Consider the following 22,311-nt stretch of genomic DNA (forward strand, 5'->3'; position numbering starts at 1 on the left):
GGAGCTTGCTCCCGATTGGCACAGGCACCTCGGCATCTCAGTCCGGCGCACAGCCTTTAAGCACCAACCGAATAATCGTCTGCGCCGCCGCCTCGTAATCCGCTTCATCCAGCTTGGCTTTACCCGTCACCGCCGAAATCTGCCAATCAAAATCCGCATACGTCTGGGTCGCCGCCCAGATGCTGAACATCAAGTGATTGGGCTCAATCGCAGCGATCAGCCCGCGATCGACCCAATGCTGGATACAGTCGATATTGTGCTTGGCCTGGGCGTTGAGTTGCTCGACCTGCTCGGCGCTCAGGTGCGGGGCGCCGTGCATGATTTCGCTGGCGAACACTTTGGAGGCGAAGGGTAGGTCGCGGGAGATGCGGATTTTCGAGCGGATGTAGTTGCTCAGTACCACCGCCGGCTCGCCCTCTGGGTTGAACGGCGTGGAGGCCGCCAGGATCGGCTCGATGATGCTCTCGAGTACTTCGCGGTAGAGGTTGTCCTTGGACTTGAAGTAGTAGTAGACGTTGGGCTTGGGCAGCCCGGCCTTGGCGGCGATGTCACTGGTTTTGGTCGCGGCGAAGCCCTTGTCGGCAAACTCCTCGCTCGCCGCCCGCAGGATCTTTTCTTTATTGCGCTCGCGAATGCTGCTCATAAACCAGAGGGTTCCTTGCCATGACAGGCGGTTGCGCATGGTAGCACCGGCCATCCGCGAGCCTCAACAATGTGCCCGCAACGCCCATGGCCGCGTTATGCTCGCGCCATCTCACCCTTATGGAAGCCCGATTCATGGCAGGAAGCAGCTTGTTGGTTTTGATCGACGATATCGCCGCAGTACTCGATGACGTTGCACTGATGACAAAGATGGCCGCCAAGAAAACCGCCGGCGTGCTCGGCGATGACCTGGCGCTCAATGCCCAGCAAGTCTCCGGGGTGCGCGCCGAGCGGGAGATCCCGGTGGTGTGGGCGGTGGCCAAGGGGTCGTTTCTCAACAAGCTGATCCTGGTGCCGACGGCGTTGTTGATCAGTGCGTTTGTGCCCTGGGCGGTGACGCCGTTGTTGATGCTCGGCGGCGCCTACTTGTGTTTCGAGGGCTTTGAGAAGCTCGCTCACACGTTTCTGCACAGCAAAGCCGAAGACCAGGCCGAACACGCCCAGTTGGTCGCCGCCGTGGTGGACCCGGCGACCGATCTGGTGGCGTTCGAAAAGGACAAGATCAAAGGCGCGATCCGCACGGACTTCATCCTCTCGGCCGAAATCATCGCCATCACGCTGGGCACCGTTGCCGATGCGCCGTTGACGCAGCAGGTGATCGTGCTATCGGGCATTGCCATTGTGATGACCATCGGCGTTTACGGCGTGGTGGCCGGCATCGTCAAGCTCGATGACCTGGGCTTGTGGCTGACCCAGAAGCCTGGGCAGATGGCGCGCAGTATCGGTGGCGCGATCTTGCGCGCGGCACCGTACATGATGAAAAGCCTGTCGGTGATCGGTACGGCGGCGATGTTCATGGTCGGCGGCGGCATCCTCACCCACGGCGTGCCGGTGGCGCATCACTGGGTCGAGACGGTCAGCCAGAGCACCGGTGGCCTGGCGTGGTTGATGCCGACCTTGCTCAACGCGGTGGCCGGCATTATTGCCGGGGCGCTGGTGTTAGCACTGGTCACTGTGGCGGGCAAAACCTGGCGGGCCGTGCGCGGTTGATTGGGCATTCAGGGTTTTGCCTACAAAAAACTCAGAAATAGACTGTATGTAAAAAATAGATTATTTGTGCAGGTTGGCGTAGTGTCCGCTTGGTCAGTGACTGAGCCTGCGTCAATTACCCGTGTCCCTTCAGGTTAACCAGGCCTCAGGCACTACCCAGAATAAAAATAATTCGGTAGGTGCCTTCATGAAACACGTCAAACAGACGCTCTATGCCGTAACGATCACCCTCGGGCTGCTGTCGGTGGCCCACGCGCAACCGCTGCGTTTCGCCACGGAGGGCGCTTATCCGCCGTTCAACTACGTGGACTCGAATAACCAACTGCGTGGTTTTGACGTCGATATGGCGAACGCCCTGTGCGCCAGGCTGAGCGTCGAATGCTCGATCGTGGCCCAGGACTGGGAAGGCATTATCCCGGGCCTGCTTGCCAAAAAGTACGACGCAATCATCGCCTCGATGGCCATCACCGAAGAGCGCCAGCAGACCGTCAGCTTCACCCAGCCCTACAACCGCACGCGCATGGTCCTGGCAGTGCCCAGGGGCAGCGACATTCAGGACACGGCACCGGCCACGTTGGCCGGCAAGACGGTCGGCGCTCAATCGTCCTCGACCCAGGGCATCTACAACCAGGATGTCTATGGCGCCAATGGCGCGCGGGTCAAGTTGTATGTCGGGCAGGACGAGGCCAACAGTGACCTGCTCAATGGTCGCCTGGATGCGGTGGTCAACGACAGCGCGCCGATGCAGGAGTGGTTGAAGAGCACCGACCCGCAGTGTTGCCGGGTGCTGGCTATTCCCGGTACGCAAAGCGACGCCGGTATTGCCGTGCGCAAGGCCGATGACGCGTTGCGCGCCAGGCTGAACCAGGCCATCGCGGATGTGATCGCCGACGGTACGTATCGACAGCTCAAGTTGGCCCATGGCCTTGAGGATGATTAAGCGCGGGAGTGTCTTCCATGTTCGAGTCATTGGGGTTGTTTTCGTTGGGCGCGGGCGGTTGGGGCGGCTCGCTGCTGGCGGGCGCTGGGGTCACGATGGCGCTGGCATTGGCGTGTGTGCCGCTGGGGTTGCCATTGGGCTTGTTGGTGGCGTTGTGCAGCAAATCGCCCAGCGCAACGGTGAGGGCGATGGCGGCACTGTTCTCCACCTGTTTTCGTGGTCTGCCGGAGTTGCTGACGTTATTGATTGTGTATTACGGCATCCAGATTGCGCTGCAGAAATTCCAGGCGTATTGGGGCGGTTCGGCCGAGTTTTCCATCAATGCGTTTGTGGCGGCGGTGATCGCGTTCAGCCTGGTGCTGGCGGCTTTTTCCAGCGAGGTGTGGCTGGGTGCGCTGAAGACCGTCGCACGCGGTCAGTATGAAGGCGCCCAGGCACTGGGCTTGAGTCGCAGGCAGACGTTTTTCAAGGTGGTGCTGCCGCAGGTGATGAGCGTTGCCTTGCCGGGGCTGTCGAACAACTGGTTGAGCCTGCTCAAGGACACGGCGTTGGTGTCGACCATTTCCCTGGTGGACTTGATGCGCCAGACCAGCCTGGCGGTGAATGCCACCAAGGAGCCGATGCTGTTTTATCTGGCGGCGTGTTGCCTGTACCTGCTGCTGTCATCGATCTCGGGGTTTTGCATCGCGCAGCTTGAAAAGCACTACGGCCAGGGCCGGGAGCGTGCCTCATGACGGCGGGCGAGCGCTTTGCCGAGTGGCTCGGGCTTGAACTGTTTCAGCGCTATGGGGCGCAGTTGCTTGATGGTTTGTTGCTTACCCTGCAATTGGTGGCGCTATCCAGCAGCGTCGGGATGGTGCTCGGCGTGCTGTTGGCGTTGGGCAGGACTTCGCGCTGGCGCTCGTTGCAGTACGGGTGCAGGGCCTATGTCTACTTTTTCAGGGGCTCTCCACTGCTGGCGCAACTGTTCCTGATTTATTACGGCTTGGGTTCCTTCCACGGTTTCTGGCGCGACCTGGGCCTATGGGGGTGGTTCGGCGACCCATGGTTTTGCGCTTTGCTGGCGTTCACCTTGAATACGGCGGCCTACCAGGCCGAGATCTTTCGCGGCGGATTGCTCTCTGTGCCGCGTGCCCACTATGAAGCCGCGACGGCGTTGGGGTTGAATCGCACCACCACGTTTTTCAAGGTGACCTTGCCGCAGGTGCTCATCGTGACGGTAGGGCCGCTGGGCAATGAACTGATTTTGATCATCAAGGCCAGCGCCATTGTGTCGCTGGTCACCTTGCTGGACTTGATGGGCGTGGCCAAGCTGGCGTTTTCACGCACTTTTGATTTCCAGGTGTATGTGTGGGTGGCGCTGGTTTACCTGCTGGTGGTCGAGTGTGTCCGGCGTGGGGTGAACCGTCTTGATCGTCGACTTACCCAGCATCTGCGGCCAACTGACGAATGATAGGAGAGGGCACACATGGGGTCATCAATGCAGTTAAAGCGGTTGATCTGTCCACCTGCGCCGGTGGTGATTGACGTCGAAGGGCTGAGCAAATGGTATGGCCCGTATCAGGTGTTGCACGGCATCGACCTGCGGGTGGTGCAGGGCGAACGAATTGTGCTGTGCGGTACCTCGGGCTCCGGCAAGTCCACGTTGATCCGTTGCCTCAATCGTCTGGAACCTGCGCAGCAGGGCCGAATCCAGGTGCTGGGAGCCGACGTGAGCGCATCGCCGACACACTGCCGGGCGGCCTTGCGTGAGGTCGGCATGGTGTTTCAGGGCTTCAACCTGTTTCCTCACCTGACCGTCTTGCAAAACTGCGTGCTGGCGCCGATGTCCGTGCGCGGCATGCCCCGCGACAGCGCACAGGAGCAGGCCATGGCGCTGCTGAAAAAAGTCGGGATTGATCAACACTGGAAAAAATACCCGTCGCAACTGTCGGGCGGCCAACAGCAACGGGTCGCGATTGCCAGGGCATTGTGCATGGCCCCAAAAATCATGCTGTTCGATGAGCCGACGTCAGCGCTGGACCCGGAGGCTGTCGGCGAGGTGCTGGACGTGATGGTCATGCTCGCCGAAAGCGGCATGACCCTGCTCTGCGTCACTCACGAAATGGGCTTTGCCCGGCAAGTGGCCGGGCGTGTGCTGTTTCTCGATGGCGGGCGGATTATCGAAGACCAGCCGCCGGAGGCGTTTTTCACTGCGCCGCGAACGCCACGCGCCCAAGCATTTCTGGCGCAGGTGCTGGGGTAGGCGTCAGGTATCGAGCAGGCAAAAAAAAGGTTCTTCACGGAATCTCGGGAAACACAGAAACAAGAACGCCGATTTGGTTGATGATGTTCGTGCGAGCAAACACATCTAACAAACCGGCGTTCTTATGCGAGATATTAATACTTTCCTTCCCTTTTGGGAGGGCTTTTCTGTCGTCAACATCAAGCCTGACGGCGATGCCCTTCAGATCGACCTGATCCCCCATGCCACCCGGTTCCCATGTTGTGGCGGCTGTCAAAAGCTCTGCTCAACCACTCATGAGTATTGCGAGCGCATCATTCGTGATTTGCCTATTCTCGGCCATGCGGTGCGCTTGAGCGTTTTGCTCCGGCGCGTTGGTTGCCGCGATTGTGGCAAGCGTATGGAGGCCGTTAGTTGGCTGGATCGCTATGCCCGCATGACCCGGCGCCTGGCAGAGGCCGTCATTCAAGCGTGCGAGCGCCTTCCAACGCTGCACGTGGCGCAGATGTTTGGCCTGCATTGGGAGACCGTTCGTTTACTGGAGCGTCGAGCCCTGCAAGCAGCATTAAGCGTTTTGCCAAAGGCGAAACCGCGACGCTTGGTCATGGACGAGTTCGCACTCTTCAAAGGTCATCGTTATGCCACCGTTGTCCTGGATGCGGATACGCGACGGGTGCTGTGGATCGGCGAAGGCCGTAGTCGGGCGGCGGTTAGACCCTTTTTTGAAGAGCTGGGGCCCGAGGGCTGCGCGCTAATCGAAGCGGTGGCGATGGACATGAACACCGCTTTTGATCTGGAGGTTCGTCACCACTGCCCCAAAGCGCGAGTGGTCTACGACCTCTTTCATGTGGTGGCCAAATATGGTCGAGAGGTAATTGACCGGGTTCGTGTCGACGAAGCCAATCGACTGCGCCATGACAGGCCTGCACGCAAAGTCATCAAGCAGGCGCGATGGTTACTGCTGCGCAATCCTGAGAACCTGAAAAACCCAGAGCAACAGGTTCATTTGCAGGATCTGCTGGCGGCCAACCAGTCGCTGATGACGGTCTATTTAATGAAGGCTGAACTCAAAACGCTCTGGACGCCGAGCACCGCCTGGGACTGGAGATCAGCTTGGAACCAATGGCTGCGTCACGCCCATGAAAGCGAGATACCTGCCCTGATGCAGTTTGCCAAAAGACTAAAGGGTTACTGGCGAGGCATCGTCAGTCGGGTTCGCTGGCCAATGCACACCGGTCAGTTGGAAGGAATAAACAATCGAATAAAGGTGATCAAGCGTATGGCGTATGGTTACCGGGATAGCGAATTCTTTTTCATGAAGATCAAGAGCGTCTTTCCCGGTAATCCGTGAAGAACCAAAAAAAAGCCACTCGAGCGCGTCGAATGGCTTTTTTACAGCGTGGATCGGTTACTCGGCAATCTGCAACTTGCGCGATTCGGTATAGATGTAGCGCACTTTTTCGTACTCGAATGGCGAGTTCATCTGACCGTAGCGGAAGCTGGTCTGGTAGCGCTTGTCGACCGCGCGCAGGGCCCAGATTTCCGGATGGTTGGAGCTTACTTCGGAGACGTTCAAGAAGTTGATCTGCGATTCGGCGCTGTAGTCGACCAGCAGGCCGCCGGTATCGCGCAGGTTCGACGGGCCCAGAATCGGCAACACCAGGTAGGCGCCGCCAGGCACGCCGTAGAAGCCTAGGGTCTGGCCGAAGTCTTCGCTTTGGCGCGGCAGGCCCATGGAGGTGGCCGGGTCCCACAACCCGGCGACGCCGAGGGTGGTATTGAGCAGCAGGCGCCCGGTGGTTTCCAGGGAGCGGTGACCCTTGAGTTGCAGCAGGCTGTTCAACAGGTTGGGCACATCGCCCAGGTTGTTGAAGAAATTGCTCACGCCGGTACGCAGGAAGCTCGGCGTGACGTAGCGGTAACCGTCGACCACCGGCAGAAACACCCATTGGTCAAAGCGGTAGTTGAAGTGGTACACGCGGCGGTTCCACGACTCCAACGGGTCATACACGTTGAGGGCGGTCAGTGATGAACGTTCGAATTCGCGTTGGTCCAGGCCCGGATTGAACTTGAGCTTGCTCAGTGGCTCCTTGAAACCGTCGGCACCCACCACGGTGGGCGCGTGAGCCTTGCTGTTGTCGGCATTGGCCACGCTTGCGCACATCAGGGCGGCAAGCAGCAGAAGATATTTAGCCACGGAAGAACTCCAGCATGGCGTCGGCGTTGACGCGGTAATTGAGGTTGCCGCAGTGGCCGCCCAGCGGGTAGACGGTCAAGCGATCGCCGAAGGTTTGACGCAGGAAGCCGAGGTCGCCCGGACCGAGGATCACGTCGTCGGCGTTATGCATGACGGCGATTTTCGGGCTGGCGTGCAGGTAGTCCTTGAGGGCGTACAGGCTGACCTGATCGACCAGTTGCAACAGGCTGCCGCCATCGGAACGGGCGCGCCACATCGGAATGACCTGTTCGGTGAGGTAGCAATCGAAGTCACATTGCAGCGCGCGCTTGAGGAACGGCGTGAGGCTGGTGCCTTCGGTGATCGGGTACTTCGGCGGGATGATCAGGCCACGGCGGTTGATCAGGTCCGAGGTGAACGCAATGTCGGCCGCCGAAAAGCGGAACGTGGTGCCGATCAGCATGGCCATCTGTTCGTTGGTCAGGTGCTGCTTGGAGTTCTGGAAGTCGTAGAGCAGAGCGTCGTTAAGGTCGATGTAGCCTTTTTGCTGGAAGTAGCGGGTCAGCTTGTTCAACACCAGCTCATAAAAGGTTGTGGTGTTGTTGATGCCCTTGACCTCGGTTTGCACCAGCTTGTCGAGGTTGGTGATCGAGGTGTAGAGGTTGACCGGCGGGTTGAGCAGCAGCACTTTCTTGAAGTTGAAGCTGCGGCGGGTTTCATCGAGCTTGCTGACAAACGCCGCATCCAGCGCGCCGAGGCTGTAGCCGCTGAGGTAAAAGTCGGTGACCGGCAGCGAGGCGTTCTGCGCGCGCACTGCTTGCATCACGCGGTACATATCTTCGGCGTCTTCCTGGGTGATGCCAGGCGTGGCAAAGCGCGAGGCTGCGCTCATGAAGTCGAAGCTGGTGGGCGATGACAGTTGCACGACGTGGTAGCCGGCCTGGTAGTAGAGTTTTTTCAGGTATTCGTTGATGCTGCTGTCAAACCGCGCACCGGTGCCCGAGATCAAGAAGATCAGCGGCGCGGCGTGGTCTTGCTTGGCGATGCGGTAGGTGAGTTTCTTCACCGCCCAGAAGTTGTCGGGCAGGCTGAATTCGCGCTCGGGGCGCATGTTCAGGGTGTAGTCCGACTGGTTGATTTCGTCGTTGCTCGGCAAGCTGGGCCGAAGGTCAGGCGGCGTGGTGGCAATGGTCGCTTCGAACGGGTTGGTCAAAGGGAAGCCATAGCTGGCCTGGTCGATGTCGACGGCCAGTGCTGACGCACTCAAAAAAAGGCTGCCTAGCAAGGCAGCGCAGCGCAAGGAACGGAGCATGACTTAATCCCTAAGAGGAAACGTGCTGAATGAAGTTCGCAGGCTATGACCACCGCGTTGCCACCGAAGTGCCAGCCTTCGGCACGAAAAATCGGAAAAAAACGTCGGAATCGGGGTGATAGTCGCCAGAAGATACACTTTGCGACGCATTGATGAACACTTATCTGCGTACATATCTTGCTAACGGCCGCCGGGGGATTAAGCTGAGCGCCGTTTTTGCCTATCGGAGTGCTCCATGTCCCGCCGCTTTCCGCTGATCTTGCTGCTTATTGCCCTGCCGTTATGGCTGGCCGCCAGTTATGCCGCGCGTTACGGCTTTATGGAGGATGGCCGCTGGGTCGGTATTTGCGCGGATGAAGCCAGCCGCTGGGAATGCCAGGTGCGTTCGAACCTCGGTTTGATGATTCACTTCAAGATGATGGGCTGGGCTGCGCTGATGACGTCGGTGCTGGCGTTTTTCGTACCGGGGCGCGCGGGGTGGGGGTTGGCGGTGCTGGGACTGGTGTTCGGGTTGCCAGCGCTGGCGTTGTACAACACCACGTTTGCGGTGTTTGCAGTGGTGATTGCGGGGTTGCGGTTGGTCCGCAAGCCACGGGGCGCCTGATAGGGCCAATCGGGGGCGGTGCGACGATTCGACTTGCCCCCCGATGGCGCTCTTAAGCCTTGCGCATCCGCAAGCACCGCCACAAAGCCACAACCATCAACCCACTGACCAGCGCCCAACCCCACGCCTGCTGGTTCAGTAGGCCTTCGCGGAACAGCTGGGGCGCAATGCCGGCACCGATGATAAAGGTCAGCAGCGCGATTTCCCGACGTGGCCCGGTCACGGGGCGAACCAGATAGACCAGGGCGGGCAGTACCAGCGCCGCACTTGGGAAGCTGCGATAACGTGGGTCAAACACCAGCGCCAGCATCATGACCGCACCCGCGAACCCAGCGATTGCCACCCACCAGCCTGCGCGCTGCTCCAGCCAGTTGAATGCTCGTTCGCGCCAACCCTGGCGGTCGCTCAAGGCCAGGGCCGCGTGCGCCAGTACCAGCAGGTTCAACGCGACCAGCAGCCCCGCCCACACCCGTTCATCATTGAAGCGTGCAGTTACGCGGGTCAGTTCGGCCCAGGTGCCGATGGAGCAGGCGGCGACGGCCCCGAGCAGCGGTAGCAGCCAGGCGGCGCGCGGGCTGCGCACCCGCCCACCGAGCGCTAGCGTGCCCAGCAGGATGATTCCGCCCACCCCCAGCCACAGCGGCCAGTACGGCACGTTGGTCACCGGGCCGGCGAGGATGCCCTTGTCCTGGCGGTCGGCATCGAATAAGCCCCAGTAACCCCCGACAGCGCCTTCACTGGCACGCTTCCACGGCTGATCAAAGGCTTCGATCAGGTTGTAGTGCCAACCATTGGCTTCGGCCATGGCCACGAAGCCGCGCATGAACTTGGCCTCATTGACCCGGCTCGGCACTGCTGTTTCGCGCTGGCGGCCTTCGCTGGGCCAGCCGGTCTCGCCGATCAGTACGTCCTTGGGCGCAAATTTGTTGCCAAAGGTCTGGCGCACATCGCCGACATGTTTGAGTGCCTGGTCGATCCCCGAAGGATCGTCTTCCCAGTAGGGCAGCAAGTGGATGGTCAGGAAGTCCACCGCCGGGGCTATTTCCGGGTGTTGCAGCCAGAATTCCCAGACGTCGGCATATGTGACCGGCTGCTTGACCTGGCTTTTGACCTTATGGATCAGCTTCACCAACTGTGCGGCCGTGACTTCCTTGCGCAGCAGGGTTTCGTTGCCGACGATCACCGAGGTGACCACGTCGGCGTTGGCGTTGGCCGAGGCGATCAAGGCGTCAACTTCTTTTTCAGTGTCGAGTGGGTTGCCGTTGACCCAGGCGCCGATCATCAGTTTTAGCCCGTGTTTGCGCGCCAGGTCCGGCAAGGCTTCCAGGCCGGTCATGGAGTAGGTGCGGATGCATTCGAAGCGAGTGGCCAGCAGGGCCAGGTCGGCGTCCATGCGCTCGGGACGCAGCGTGAACGGCTGGTCGAACGGCGATTGGTCCTTGTCGAAGGGCGTGTAGGAGGCGCATTGCAGCTTATGGCTGGCGCTGGCCACGTCCGGCAACACCACCGGCCGGCCGAGGCCGTACCAGTACCCGACCAGCGCGAGCAGGCCGAGGATCGAGGCGAAAAAATAGGGCAGGGCAGGGAAGCGGGCAGTCGCGGGCATGGTCGGCTTATCTGGGGAGCAAAGGCGCGCATCTTACCCGGATTTGTCGCGTCCCAGTGGGGCTGCATGATTTAGACATGCAAAGTTCGGGCGGGGTATGAGGCGAGTGTCCCATAAAAGCGCTAGCTGGCGATGTGATGTCGTTTCTTGCTTACCTGAGGTCGCTGACAGAGCAGGACAAAGGCCCCGGCAGGTTGATGATCGAAGTATCAGCACTCCACTGATGTCGTAGCGGCCGGAAAGATGCGCGTGAAGGGGGCGCGGCGCACCACATAACAACAGGTTGACGTCGCTCGACATCCGTCGGGCGCAGCACTTTCGGGGAAGTACGATGAAGATGCGACGACTCTTGGGCGCAGCTGCCACTCTGGTAGTTGCGATGAGCTCCACACTGGCCAGCGCCGACAGCAAAACCCTGAGCATCGGCTATGTGGACGGTTGGTCCGACAGCGTTGCCACCACCCATGTGGCGGCAGAGGTGATCAAGGCAAAGCTCGGTTATGACGTCAAACTGCAAGCGGTCGCCACCGGGATCATGTGGCAAGGCGTTGCCACCGGCAAGCTCGACGCCATGCTCTCTGCCTGGCTGCCCGTGACCCACGGTGAATACTGGGCCAAGAACAAGGACAAGGTGGTCGACTACGGCCCCAACTTCAAGGATGCGAAGATCGGCCTGATCGTGCCGGAGTACGTCAAGGCCAAGTCCATTGAAGACCTCAAGACCGATACCACCTTCAAGAACAAGATCGTCGGTATCGACGCCGGTTCAGGCGTGATGCTCAAGACCGACGAAGCGATCAAGGCCTATGGCCTGGACTACAAGCTGCAAGCCAGTTCCGGCGCCGCGATGATCGCCGAACTGACCCGTGCCGAAGACAAACAGGAATCCATTGCGGTCACCGGGTGGGTGCCACACTGGATGTTCGCCAAGTGGAAACTGCGTTTCCTGGACGATCCAAAAGGGATTTATGGCGCTGCTGAAACCGTCAACAGCATCGGCAGCAAGGGCCTGGAGAAGAAAGCGCCGGAAGTTGTGGCGTTCCTGAAGAAATTCCAATGGGCTTCCAAGGACGAAATCGGTGAAGTCATGCTCGCCATTCAGGAAGGCGCCAAGCCTGATGCAGCCGCCAAGGACTGGGTCGCCAAGCACCCTGAGCGGGTTGCCGAATGGACCGGTAAGTAACCCCCTTTGATGTAACTCCCCTGTGGGAGGGGGCTTGCCCCCGATTGCGGTGTGTCAGTCGCTGATGATCTGACTGGTCTACCGCTCTCGGCGGCAAGCTCCCTCCCGCATTATTTTCGTCACCCGTAAATGTTTCTGCGCCCTCGCAAACCCTCGCTACACTCCCTCCTAATACTAAGGTCGTCTGGAACGTGTCCAGCAGTCGCATACAGTGGATATTGTTTCAATAATAACAAAGCTGTGCTGCGAGGATAAAAACAATGAACGACAGCATTTACCTCTCGATTCAAAACAGCCCGCGCTTCAAGGAGCTGGTTAGGAAAAGGGAAAGGTTCGCCTGGATTCTCTCGGCGATCATGCTAGGGCTTTACTCCGGATTCATCCTGTTGATCGCCTACGGGCCACAATTGCTGGGGACTAAGATCAGTCCCACTTCGTCCATCACCTGGGGAATCCCTATTGGTGTCGGGCTGATTCTTTCGGCCTTTGTCCTCACTGCGATCTACGTGCGACGCGCCAACGGCGAATTCGACGACCTGAACAATGCGATTCTCAAGGAGGCTGCGCAATGATCCGTCGTCTATTGGCTGTACTCGGTGCTTCGGTCTTCGCGCCTGCTGTATGGGCGGCGGAGGCATTAACGGGTGAAGTGCAAAAACAACCGCTGAATATTCCAGCGATCCTGATGTTCGTGGTCTTTGTCGGCGCGACGTTGTGCATCACCTACTGGGCGTCCAAGCGCAACAATTCGGCGGCCGACTATTACGCGGCCGGCGGCAAGATCACCGGTTTTCAGAACGGTCTGGCGATTGCCGGCGACTATATGTCTGCCGCGTCTTTCCTGGGTATTTCCGCACTGGTATACACCTCCGGCTACGACGGCCTGATCTACTCGATCGGCTTCCTGGTGGGCTGGCCGATCATTCTGTTCCTGATCGCCGAGCGCTTGCGTAACCTGGGCAAATACACCTTTGCCGACGTGGCGTCCTACCGCCTCGGGCAAACCCAGATCCGCAGCCTGTCGGCCTGTGGCTCGCTGGTGGTGGTAGCGTTCTACCTGATCGCGCAGATGGTTGGCGCGGGCAAGCTGATCCAGTTGCTGTTCGGTCTCGATTACCACGTGGCAGTGATCATGGTGGGTATCCTGATGTGCATGTACGTGCTGTTCGGCGGCATGCTGGCAACCACCTGGGTGCAGATCATCAAGGCAGTCTTGCTGCTGGCTGGTGCTACATTCATGGCGGTCATGGTGATGAAGCACGTCAACTTCGACTTCAGCACATTGTTCGCCGAGGCAGTCAAGGTTCACCCTAAAGGTGAGGCAATCATGAGCCCCGGCGGCCTGGTGAAAGATCCGGTCTCCGCGTTCTCCCTGGCCCTGGCACTGATGTTTGGTACCGCCGGCCTGCCGCACATCCTGATGCGCTTCTTCACCGTGAGCGACGCCAAGGAAGCCCGTAAGAGCGTGTTGTACGCTACTGGCTTCATCGGCTACTTCTACATCCTGACCTTTATCATCGGTTTTGGTGCGATCCTGTTGGTCAGCACTAACCCGGCGTTCAAGGATGCTGCAGGCGCCTTGCTCGGTGGTAACAACATGGCAGCGGTTCACCTGGCCAACGCGGTGGGTGGCAGTATCTTCCTGGGCTTCATCTCGGCTGTGGCGTTTGCCACCATCCTTGCGGTGGTTGCGGGCTTGACCCTGGCCGGTGCTTCGGCGGTGTCCCACGACCTATATGCCAGCGTGATCAAGAAAGGCAAGGCCAACGACAAGGATGAGATTCGCGTCTCGAAGATCACCACTATCGCTTTGGCGGTGCTGGCAATCGGTCTGGGTATCCTGTTTGAAAGCCAGAACATTGCGTTCATGGTTGGCCTGGCCTTCTCCATCGCGGCTAGCTGTAACTTCCCGGTGTTGCTGCTTTCCATGTATTGGAAGAACCTCACCACCCGTGGCGCAATGATTGGTGGCTGGCTCGGGTTGATCAGTGCCGTGGGCCTGATGGTCCTGGGGCCGACCATCTGGGTGTCGATCCTGCATCACGAAAAAGCCATCTTCCCGTATGAGTACCCTGCGCTGTTCTCGATGATCATCGCGTTCGTCAGTATCTGGTTCTTCTCCATCACCGACAAGTCGGCGGCGGCAGTCAAGGAACGGGCGCTGTACTTCCCGCAGTTTGTGCGTTCGCAGACTGGCCTGGGGGCGAGTGGGGCGGTTGCTCACTAAGGTTGTAGCTCAATAAGAAATGCCCCGGTCGACAGGCTGGGGCATTTTTTTGCCTGGAACTTTGTGTTGGCTGGGGCATTGCCATCGGGAGCAAGCCCCCTCCCACATTTGACCGAGTACCCGCCTTGGAATGCAGTCAAGTGTGAGAGGTTGTAGCTCAATAGGAAATGCCCCGGTCGACAGGCTGGGGCATTTTTTTGCCTGGAACTTTGTGTTGGCTAGGGTATTGCCATCGGGAGCAAGCTCCCGATAGCGGCATTTCAGACAAAACAGTTTCTCGGTTCCTGCACAAGTAAAAACGGCCTCCATGAAGGAGGCCGCTTTTTTATTACGCGTCAGTCAGATGCTTACTTGCGATCTTCCAACTTGGTAATGTCACGCGACGCGTAGCCGGTGTACAGCTGGCGCGGGCGGCCAATCTTGTACGGGCTGGAGAGCATTTCTTTCCAGTGGGAGATCCAGCCCACGGTCCGCGCCAGGGCGAAGATCACGGTGAACATGCTGGTTGGAATGCCGATCGCCTTGAGGATGATCCCCGAGTAGAAGTCGACGTTCGGGTACAGCGAGCGTTCGATGAAGTAAGGGTCGGTCAGGGCGATCTCTTCCAGGCGCATGGCCAGTTCGAGTTGCGGATCGTTCTTGATGCCCAGTTCCCTCAACACTTCGTCGCAGGTTTTCTTCATGACGGTGGCGCGCGGGTCGCGGTTCTTGTAGACCCGGTGACCGAAGCCCATCAACTTGAACGGATCGTTCTTGTCTTTGGCCTTGGCGATGTATTTGTCGATGTTCGAGACATCGCCGATTTCATCGAGCATGGTCAATACGGCTTCGTTCGCACCACCGTGGGCAGGGCCCCACAGTGCGGCGATACCGGCGGCGATACAGGCGAACGGGTTGGCACCCGAAGAACCTGCCAGACGCACGGTAGAGGTGGAGGCGTTCTGCTCGTGGTCGGCATGGAGGATGAAGATCCGGTCCATTGCCTTGGCGAGCACCGGGCTGATCGGTTTGATCTCGCACGGGGTGTTGAACATCATGTGCAGGAAGTTTTCCGCGTAAGTCAGGTCGTTGCGCGGGTACATCATGGGTTGGCCCATGGAGTACTTGTAAACCATTGCGGCCAGGGTCGGCATCTTGGCAACCAGGCGGATCGCGGAAATTTCGCGATGCTGCGGGTTATTGATGTCGAGGGAGTCGTGATAGAAAGCCGACAGGGCACCGACTACGCCGCACATGACGGCCATTGGGTGGGCGTCGCGACGGAAGCCGTTGAAGAAAGTCTTCAACTGCTCGTGAACCATGGTGTGGTTCTTTACGGTGCTGACGAACTCGGCTTTCTGCTCGGCGGTTGGCAACTCGCCATTTAGTAGCAGATAGCAGGTTTCCAGGTAATCCGATTTTTCAGCCAGTTGCTCAATCGGGTAGCCCCGATGCAGCAAAATGCCATTGTCGCCATCGATATAGGTAATCTTCGACTCGCATGAAGCGGTCGACATGAAGCCTGGGTCGAAAGTGAAACGGCCCGTGGCCGTAAGGCCCCGTACGTCGATAACATCAGGACCAACGGTGCCGGTTAAAATGGGCAGCTCGACGGGGGCTACGCCCTCGATGATCAACTGCGCTTTTTTGTCAGCCATGTGGCCTCCTATTTATGCTTCAAATCATCAGACAGACCCCCCACGCAGGGCCCGGACCACTATAGTGAGATAAATTCAGATGTCAATTTGCCTAAAGTCTTGCTCCAGAAGGCTTTCACAGGACTTTTTCCTCGAAATTTACCGCCATTTACGCCTTTTATTCCGCCAGCGCAATGCGCTATTAGCGTGAGGTCAGCGCGTTGTCATTAGTAGCCTAACTGTCTATACTCGGCCACCGACCGCCAAGGGCTTTTGGGCTTGCTTTCATTGGGGGTCGCACTCCCTGGGTGGCGTTACCTGACCAGTACACTCCCCAACAACTTTGCCCTGATTGTTAGGGGCTCTTCAGTGTGAAAAAAAGCCGTGAATAGCCAACGACCTGTAAACCTAGACCTAAGGACCATCAAACTCCCCATCACCGGCGTTACGTCGTTCCTGCACCGTGTTTCCGGCATCATCCTCTTCCTGGGCTTGGGCTTCATGCTTTATGCATTGAGCAAATCCTTGGGTTCCGAGGAAGGTTATGCCGAGGTGAAGGCATGCTTGACCAGTCCGCTGGCCAAGTTCGTAGCATGGGGTCTCTTGTCCGCTCTGCTGTATCACTTGGTAGCCGGCGTGCGCCACTTGATCATGGATATGGGCATCGGTGAGACGCTGGAAGGCGGCCGCCTGGGCTCGAAAATCGTCATCGCCATTTCCGTGGTGCTGATCGTTCTGGCAGGAGTTTGGATATGGTAACCAGCGTAACGAATCTGTCGCGTTCGGGCCTCTATGACTGGATGGCACAGCGTGTGTCTGCGGTCGTTCTCGCGGCTTATTTCATTTTCCTGATCGGATACCTCGTCGCAAATCCGGGCATCGGCTATGAGCAGTGGCATGGCCTGTTTTCCCATAACGCGATGCGAATCTTCAGTCTGCTGGCCCTTGTAGCCCTGGGCGCTCACGCCTGGGTCGGCATGTGGACCATCTCGACCGACTACCTGACGCCAATGGCGCTGGGCAAGTCTGCGACAGCAGTACGGTTTCTCTTCCAGGCAGTATGCGGCGTCATGATGTTCGCTTACTTCGTCTGGGGTGTGCAGATTCTTTGGGGTATCTGATCCATGGCTAACATTCCAACTATTTCCTTCGACGCCATCATCATTGGTGGCGGCGGCGCCGGCATGCGCGCAGCGCTGCAACTGGCTCAGGGCGGTCACAAGACTGCCGTGATCACCAAGGTGTTCCCGACGCGTTCCCACACCGTATCGGCTCAGGGTGGCATCACCTGCGCCATCGCCTCCGCCGACCCGAACGATGACTGGCGCTGGCACATGTACGATACCGTCAAGGGTTCCGACTATATCGGTGACCAGGACGCTATCGAATACATGTGTCAGGAAGGCCCGGCCGCCGTGTTCGAGCTGGACCACATGGGGCTGCCGTTCTCGCGTACCGAGCAAGGTCGTATCTACCAGCGTCCATTCGGCGGTCAGTCGAAGGATTACGGTAAAGGTGGCCAGGCTGCCCGTACCTGCGCTGCTTCCGACCGTACCGGTCACGCGCTGCTGCACACCCTTTATCAGGGCAACCTGAAAGCTGGCACCACGTTCCTGAACGAGTACTACGCGGTTGACCTGGTGAAAAACCAGGACGGCGCATTCGTCGGCGTGATCGCTATCTGCATCGAAACCGGTGAAACCACCTACATCCGCGCCAAGGCTACTGTTCTGGCGACTGGCGGTGCAGGTCGTATCTACGCATCGACCACCAACGCCCTGATCAACACCGGTGACGGCGTTGGCATGGCGCTGCGTGCTGGCGTGCCGGTGCAGGACATTGAAATGTGGCAGTTCCACCCAACCGGTATCGCCGGTGCCGGTGTACTCGTCACCGAAGGTTGCCGTGGTGAAGGTGGCTATCTGATCAACAAGCACGGTGAGCGTTTCATGGAGCGTTATGCTCCGAACGCGAAAGACCTTGCTGGTCGTGACGTTGTTGCTCGCTCCATGGTCAAGGAAATCATCGCCGGCAACGGCTGTGGCCCGAATGGCGACCACGTAATGCTGAAGCTCGATCACCTCGGCGAGGAAGTGCTGCACAGCCGCCTGCCAGGTATCTGCGAGCTGTCCAAGACCTTTGCTCACGTTGACCCGGTGGTTGCTCCGGTTCCGGTTGTTCCGACTTGCCACTACATGATGGGCGGCGTGCCGACCAACATTCATGGTCAGGCGATCACCCAGAACGCCGAAGGTGTGGACGAGATCATTCATGGTCTCTTCGCAGTAGGCGAAGTGGCTTGCGTATCGGTACACGGCGCCAACCGTCTGGGCGGCAACTCGCTGCTCGACCTGGTGGTATTCGGCCGCGCTGCCGGCCTGCACCTCGAGAAGGCGCTGACCGACGGCATCGAATACGATGACGCCACTGACGCCAACATCGAAACCGCCCTGGCCCGTCTGAACGCTCTGAACGAGCGTACCGATGGCGAAGACGTGGCTACCCTGCGTCGCGAGCTGCAAAGCTGCATGCAGAACTACTTCGGTGTATTCCGTACCGGCGAATACATGCAGAAGGGTATCGCCCAGTTGGCCGACCTGCGCACGCGCATCGCCAACGTCAAGATCAACGATAAGAGCCAGGCGTTCAACACCGCTCGTATCGAAGCCCTTGAACTGCAAAACCTGTTGGAAGTGGCTGAAGCGACTGCGATCGCCGCCGAGGTTCGTAAAGAATCCCGTGGTGCTCACGCTCGTGAAGACTTTGAAGATCGCGATGACGAAAACTGGTTGTGCCACACCCTGTACTTCCCGGGTGACAAGCGCGTAACCAAGCGTGCCGTTAACTTCTCGCCGAAGACGGTTCCGATGTTTGAACCGAAAATTCGGACTTACTAAGGGTGGCTGCCATGTTGAAAGTCAGTGTGTATCGCTACAACCCTGATCGGGACGCTGCGCCGTTCATGCAGGATTTTCAGGTCGATACCGGTGGTAAAGACTTGATGGTGCTGGATGTGCTGGCCCTGATCAAAGAGCAGGACGAAGGTTTCTCCTATCGTCGCTCTTGCCGTGAAGGTGTGTGCGGTTCCGACGGCATGAACATCAACGGCAAAAACGGCCTGGCGTGCATCACGCCACTGTCCGCCGTGGTTAAGGGCAATAAGCTGATCGTTCGTCCTCTGCCAGGGTTGCCGGTTATCCGTGACCTGGTCGTCGATATGAGCATCTTCTACAAGCAATACGAGAAGGTTAAGCCATTCCTGCAGAACGACACGCCGGCTCCGGCCATCGAACGTCTGCAGTCCCCGGAAGAACGCGAAAAGCTCGACGGTCTGTACGAGTGCATCCTGTGCGCTTGCTGCTCGACTTCCTGCCCGTCCTTCTGGTGGAACCCGGACAAGTTCCTGGGTCCAGCCGCTCTGCTGCAAGCGTATCGCTTCCTGGCAGACAGCCGTGACACCTATACGTCCGAGCGCCTGGCTTCACTGGATGACCCGTTCAGCGTATTCCGCTGCCGCGGGATCATGAACTGCGTCAACGTATGTCCCAAAGGCCTGAACCCGACTAAGGCCATTGGTCACATCCGTAATATGCTGCTGCAAAGCGGCGTGTAATTGACGTTGTAGCAAAGCAGGACCGTTGTGCCCGTAAATGCTACGGCGCAGGCTTCAACCGGCGCCGTAGTCTTAACTTGAGCAGCGACTTACAAAGCCGCGGCTCTTATTTTGAAGAAATGAGACAAGCAGGGGCATTCGGGTTGGTACCCGAACTATCAGCGTGATCCTAAGTGGCTTGTTTTGGTCGCTGCACTGGGCCTTTTGCAAGCAAACTCGGTGTCGCCGCCGGTGGTGTCCCCAAATCGAGGGTGACCAAGCATGCAAGAAAGCGTGATGCAGCGCATGTGGAACAGCGGCTATCTTTCAGGTGGTAACGCTGCCTATGTGGAAGAGCTTTATGAGCTCTACCTGCACGACCCTAACGCTGTGCCAGAAGAATGGCGCACCAAATTTCAGACGTTGTCTTCAGACGGCAACGCTGCCACCGATGTATCGCACGCAACAATTCGCGATCAGTTCGTGCTGCTGGCAAAGAACCAGCGCCGCGCCCAACCGGTTTCTGCCGGAAGCGTGAGCAGTGAGCATGAGAAGAAGCAAGTTGAAGTATTGCGACTGATCCAGGCCTACCGTATGCGTGGCCACCAGGCGGCCCAGCTCGATCCGCTGGGGCTCTGGAAGCGTCCTGCACCTGCAGACCTGTCGATCAATCATTACGGCTTGACCAATGCCGATCTTGATACGATCTTCCGTGCCGGCGACCTGTTCATCGGCAAAGAGGAAGCGAGCCTACGTGAAATTCACGAAGCGTTGCAGCAGACATATTGCCGCACCATTGGCGCTGAGTTCACGCACATCACCGACTCCGAACAGCGTCACTGGTTCCAGCATCGCCTGGAAGGCGTGCGTGGCCGTCCGGTTATGTCCGCCGATGTGCGCAGCCACCTGCTTGAGCGCGTGACCGCAGCCGAAGGCCTGGAAAAATACCTGGGCACCAAATACCCGGGTACCAAGCGTTTCGGCCTGGAAGGCGGCGAGAGCCTGATTCCGATGCTCGATGAGCTGATCCAGCGTTCCGGCTCCTACGGCACCAAGGAAATCGTGATCGGCATGGCCCACCGTGGCCGTCTCAACGTGCTGGTCAACACCTTCGGCAAGAACCCGCGCGAGTTGTTCGACGAGTTCGAAGGCAAGAAAAAGGTCGAGCTGGGTTCCGGTGATGTTAAATACCACCAGGGCTTCTCGTCCAACGTGATGACCACCGGCGGTGAAGTTCACCTGGCCATGGCCTTCAACCCATCCCACCTGGAAATCGTTTCTCCAGTGGTCGAGGGTTCGGTGCGGGCTCGCCAGGATCGTCGTAACGACACCACTGGTGAGAAGGTTCTGCCGATTTCCATCCACGGCGACGCGGCATTTGCCGGTCAAGGCGTGGTTCTGGAAACCTTCCAGATGTCGCAGACCCGCGGCTTCAAGACTGGCGGTACCGTTCACATCGTCATCAACAACCAGGTGGGCTTCACCATCAGCAACCCGTTGGACGCGCGTTCCACCGAGTACGCCACCGACGTTGCCAAGATGATCCAGGCACCGATCCTCCATGTGAATGGTGATGATCCGGAAGCCGTGCTGTTCGTGACCCAACTGGCGGTCGACTACCGCATGCAGTTCAAGCGTGACGTGGTGATCGACCTGGTTTGCTACCGCCGTCGCGGTCACAACGAAGCGGACGAACCAAGCGGCACCCAGCCGTTGATGTACCAGCAGATCACCAAGCAGCGCACTACCCGTGAGCTGTACGCCGAAAGCTTGACCAAGGCCGGTGTGGTTGACGAAGTGCGTGTTCAGGCGAAAGTCGACGAATACCGCAACGCTCTGGACAATGGTTTGCATGTTGTAAAAAGCCTGGTTAAAGAGCCGAACAAAGAGCTGTTCGTCGACTGGCGTCCGTACCTGGGCCACGCCTGGACTGCACGTCACGATACGTCTTTCGATCTGAAGACCCTGCAGGAACTGTCTGCCAAGCTGCTGGAAATTCCGGATGGCTTCGTCGTACAGCGCCAGGTTGCGAAGATCTACGAAGACCGTCAAAAAATGCAAGCCGGCGGCCTGCCGATCAACTGGGGTTACGCTGAAACCATGGCGTACGCGACCCTGGCGTTCGAAGGTCACCCGATCCGCATGACCGGCCAGGACATCGGCCGTGGTACGTTCTCGCACCGTCACGCGGTTCTGCACAACCAGAAAGACGCGGGTACCTACATCCCGTTGCAACACCTGTACGAAGGTCAGCCACGTTTCGACCTGTACGATTCGTTCCTGTCCGAAGAAGCCGTGCTGGCGTTCGAATACGGTTACTCGACCACCACGCCTCAGGCGCTGGTGATCTGGGAAGCCCAGTTCGGCGACTTCGCCAACGGTGCCCAGGTGGTTATTGACCAGTTCATCACCAGCGGTGAGCACAAGTGGGGCCGTCTGTGCGGTCTGACCATGCTGCTGCCACACGGTTATGAAGGTCAGGGTCCGGAGCACTCTTCGGCCCGTCTGGAGCGTTACCTGCAACTGTGCGCCGAGCACAACATCCAGGTATGCGTGCCGACTACCCCGGCCCAGATCTACCACTTGCTGCGTCGTCAGGTCATTCGCCCGCTGCGCAAGCCGCTGGTAGTGCTGACGCCGAAATCGCTGCTGCGTCATAAATTGGCCATCTCGACCCTGGAAGATCTGGCTGACGGTTCGTTCCAGACCGTGATTCCAGAAATCGATGCACTGGATGCGGCCAAGGTCACTCGCCTGGTCCTGTGCAGCGGCAAGGTCTACTACGATCTGCTGGAAAAACGCCGTGCCGAAGGCCGCGAAGACATCGCCATCGTGCGTATCGAGCAGCTTTACCCGTTCCCGGAAGATGACCTCATGGAGATCATCGCGCCTTACACCAACCTCACTCATGTAGTGTGGTGTCAGGAAGAACCGATGAACCAGGGCGCGTGGTACAGCAGCCAGCATCATCTGCGTCGCAGCATGGGTAACCACATCAAGGGCTTGGGCCTGGAGTACGCCGGCCGCGATGCTTCTGCCGCACCTGCATGTGGCTATGCATCGATGCACGCCGAGCAGCAGGAAAAACTCCTGCAAGATGCTTTCACTGTTTAACGCCTTCGCGCTGACTGAAACCGAA

Annotated in this window: 20 protein-coding genes; 15 read left to right on the plus strand and 5 right to left on the minus strand. The window is 58.6% G+C overall.

Features of this window, described 5'->3' with window-relative positions; translation table 11 throughout:
* Positions 1–37: 37 nt before the first annotated feature.
* A complete protein-coding gene (locus tag P3S72_RS10195) occupies positions 38–643 on the minus strand; it encodes a TetR/AcrR family transcriptional regulator (RefSeq protein WP_276197219.1) in 606 nt (201 codons plus the stop codon).
* A 134-nt stretch (positions 644–777) separates the two neighbouring features.
* Here P3S72_RS10195 and P3S72_RS10200 point away from each other — a divergent pair, with 134 nt between their 5' ends.
* The 6 genes from P3S72_RS10200 to P3S72_RS10225 all read left to right on the plus strand — a co-directional run bounded on the left by P3S72_RS10200 (position 778) and on the right by P3S72_RS10225 (position 6,207).
* Positions 778–1,692: a DUF808 domain-containing protein gene (locus tag P3S72_RS10200; protein WP_276197220.1), complete on the plus strand. Its 915-nt coding sequence runs from the start codon at positions 778–780 to the stop codon at positions 1,690–1,692.
* Positions 1,693–1,879: 187 nt separating this feature from the next.
* On the plus strand, positions 1,880–2,632 hold the full coding sequence (locus P3S72_RS10205; RefSeq protein ID WP_276197221.1) for a transporter substrate-binding domain-containing protein: 753 nt from the start codon (positions 1,880–1,882) through the stop codon (positions 2,630–2,632).
* Positions 2,633–2,649: 17 nt separating this feature from the next.
* The gene (locus P3S72_RS10210) at positions 2,650–3,366 is read left to right on the plus strand and encodes an ABC transporter permease subunit (protein ID WP_276197222.1); all 717 of its coding nucleotides are present in this window, start codon (positions 2,650–2,652) and stop codon (positions 3,364–3,366) included.
* Entirely contained in the window at positions 3,363–4,085 is a 723-nt protein-coding gene (locus P3S72_RS10215; RefSeq protein WP_276197223.1) for an ABC transporter permease subunit, read from the plus strand. Before P3S72_RS10210 ends, P3S72_RS10215 begins: the two co-directional genes overlap by 4 nt.
* A 15-nt stretch (positions 4,086–4,100) precedes the next feature.
* Positions 4,101–4,877: an amino acid ABC transporter ATP-binding protein gene (locus P3S72_RS10220; RefSeq protein WP_276197224.1), complete on the plus strand. Its 777-nt coding sequence runs from the start codon at positions 4,101–4,103 to the stop codon at positions 4,875–4,877.
* Positions 4,878–5,001: 124 nt separating this feature from the next.
* Positions 5,002–6,207 carry an ISL3 family transposase gene (locus P3S72_RS10225; RefSeq protein WP_276192863.1) on the plus strand — a complete coding sequence of 402 codons (1,206 nt, stop codon included), beginning with the start codon at positions 5,002–5,004 and terminating at the stop codon, positions 6,205–6,207.
* Between the two features lie 57 nt (positions 6,208–6,264).
* Here the strand turns inward: P3S72_RS10225 and P3S72_RS10230 are convergent, their stop codons facing one another.
* Together P3S72_RS10230 and P3S72_RS10235 are read right to left on the minus strand one after the other, a co-directional pair.
* Positions 6,265–7,053 carry a VacJ family lipoprotein gene (locus P3S72_RS10230; protein WP_276197225.1) on the minus strand — a complete coding sequence of 263 codons (789 nt, stop codon included), beginning with the start codon at positions 7,051–7,053 and terminating at the stop codon, positions 6,265–6,267.
* A complete protein-coding gene (locus P3S72_RS10235; RefSeq protein ID WP_276197226.1) occupies positions 7,046–8,344 on the minus strand; it encodes a serine/threonine protein kinase in 1,299 nt (432 codons plus the stop codon). The genes P3S72_RS10230 and P3S72_RS10235 overlap by 8 nt, the downstream gene beginning before the upstream one ends.
* 235 nt (positions 8,345–8,579) lie before the next feature.
* Between P3S72_RS10235 and P3S72_RS10240 the strand changes: the two genes are divergently transcribed.
* On the plus strand, positions 8,580–8,948 hold the full coding sequence (locus P3S72_RS10240; RefSeq protein ID WP_247404579.1) for a hypothetical protein: 369 nt from the start codon (positions 8,580–8,582) through the stop codon (positions 8,946–8,948).
* Between the two features lie 52 nt (positions 8,949–9,000).
* On the opposite strand, the gene P3S72_RS10245 is transcribed toward P3S72_RS10240, so the two are convergent.
* A complete protein-coding gene (locus tag P3S72_RS10245; protein ID WP_276197227.1) occupies positions 9,001–10,554 on the minus strand; it encodes a glycosyl hydrolase family 17 protein in 1,554 nt (517 codons plus the stop codon).
* 331 nt (positions 10,555–10,885) lie between these two features.
* Here P3S72_RS10245 and P3S72_RS10250 point away from each other — a divergent pair, with 331 nt between their 5' ends.
* From P3S72_RS10250 to P3S72_RS10260, 3 genes are all read left to right on the plus strand, one after another.
* On the plus strand, positions 10,886–11,737 hold the full coding sequence (locus tag P3S72_RS10250; protein ID WP_276197228.1) for a glycine betaine ABC transporter substrate-binding protein: 852 nt from the start codon (positions 10,886–10,888) through the stop codon (positions 11,735–11,737).
* Between the two features lie 260 nt (positions 11,738–11,997).
* Positions 11,998–12,309, plus strand: coding sequence for a DUF485 domain-containing protein (locus tag P3S72_RS10255; protein WP_276197229.1), 312 nt, complete (start codon positions 11,998–12,000; stop codon positions 12,307–12,309).
* The gene (locus P3S72_RS10260; RefSeq protein ID WP_276197230.1) at positions 12,306–13,964 is read left to right on the plus strand and encodes a cation acetate symporter; all 1,659 of its coding nucleotides are present in this window, start codon (positions 12,306–12,308) and stop codon (positions 13,962–13,964) included. The genes P3S72_RS10255 and P3S72_RS10260 overlap by 4 nt, the downstream gene beginning before the upstream one ends.
* Before the next feature lie 347 nt (positions 13,965–14,311).
* Here P3S72_RS10260 and gltA read toward each other — a convergent pair whose 3' ends face one another.
* The gene (gene gltA / locus P3S72_RS10265) at positions 14,312–15,601 is read right to left on the minus strand and encodes a citrate synthase (RefSeq protein ID WP_247396434.1); all 1,290 of its coding nucleotides are present in this window, start codon (positions 15,599–15,601) and stop codon (positions 14,312–14,314) included.
* Positions 15,602–15,964: 363 nt separating this feature from the next.
* Here gltA and sdhC point away from each other — a divergent pair, with 363 nt between their 5' ends.
* From sdhC to P3S72_RS10290, 5 genes are all read left to right on the plus strand, one after another.
* Complete coding sequence (gene sdhC, locus P3S72_RS10270; RefSeq protein ID WP_247396437.1) at positions 15,965–16,339, plus strand: succinate dehydrogenase, cytochrome b556 subunit; 375 nt, start codon at positions 15,965–15,967, stop codon at positions 16,337–16,339.
* Positions 16,333–16,701 carry a succinate dehydrogenase, hydrophobic membrane anchor protein gene (gene sdhD, locus P3S72_RS10275; RefSeq protein WP_247396440.1) on the plus strand — a complete coding sequence of 123 codons (369 nt, stop codon included), beginning with the start codon at positions 16,333–16,335 and terminating at the stop codon, positions 16,699–16,701. Before sdhC ends, sdhD begins: the two co-directional genes overlap by 7 nt.
* 3 nt (positions 16,702–16,704) lie before the next feature.
* Positions 16,705–18,477, plus strand: coding sequence for a succinate dehydrogenase flavoprotein subunit (gene sdhA, locus P3S72_RS10280; protein ID WP_276197231.1), 1,773 nt, complete (start codon positions 16,705–16,707; stop codon positions 18,475–18,477).
* 11 nt (positions 18,478–18,488) lie between these two features.
* Positions 18,489–19,193, plus strand: coding sequence for a succinate dehydrogenase iron-sulfur subunit (locus P3S72_RS10285; RefSeq protein WP_276197232.1), 705 nt, complete (start codon positions 18,489–18,491; stop codon positions 19,191–19,193).
* A gap of 261 nt (positions 19,194–19,454) precedes the next feature.
* The gene (locus P3S72_RS10290; RefSeq protein WP_276197233.1) at positions 19,455–22,286 is read left to right on the plus strand and encodes a 2-oxoglutarate dehydrogenase E1 component; all 2,832 of its coding nucleotides are present in this window, start codon (positions 19,455–19,457) and stop codon (positions 22,284–22,286) included.
* Positions 22,287–22,311 lie beyond the last annotated feature (25 nt).

It is taken from the genome of Pseudomonas sp. D3 (genome assembly GCF_029320995.1).
GTDB classification, from domain to species: Bacteria; Pseudomonadota; Gammaproteobacteria; order Pseudomonadales; family Pseudomonadaceae; genus Aquipseudomonas; species Aquipseudomonas paraveronii.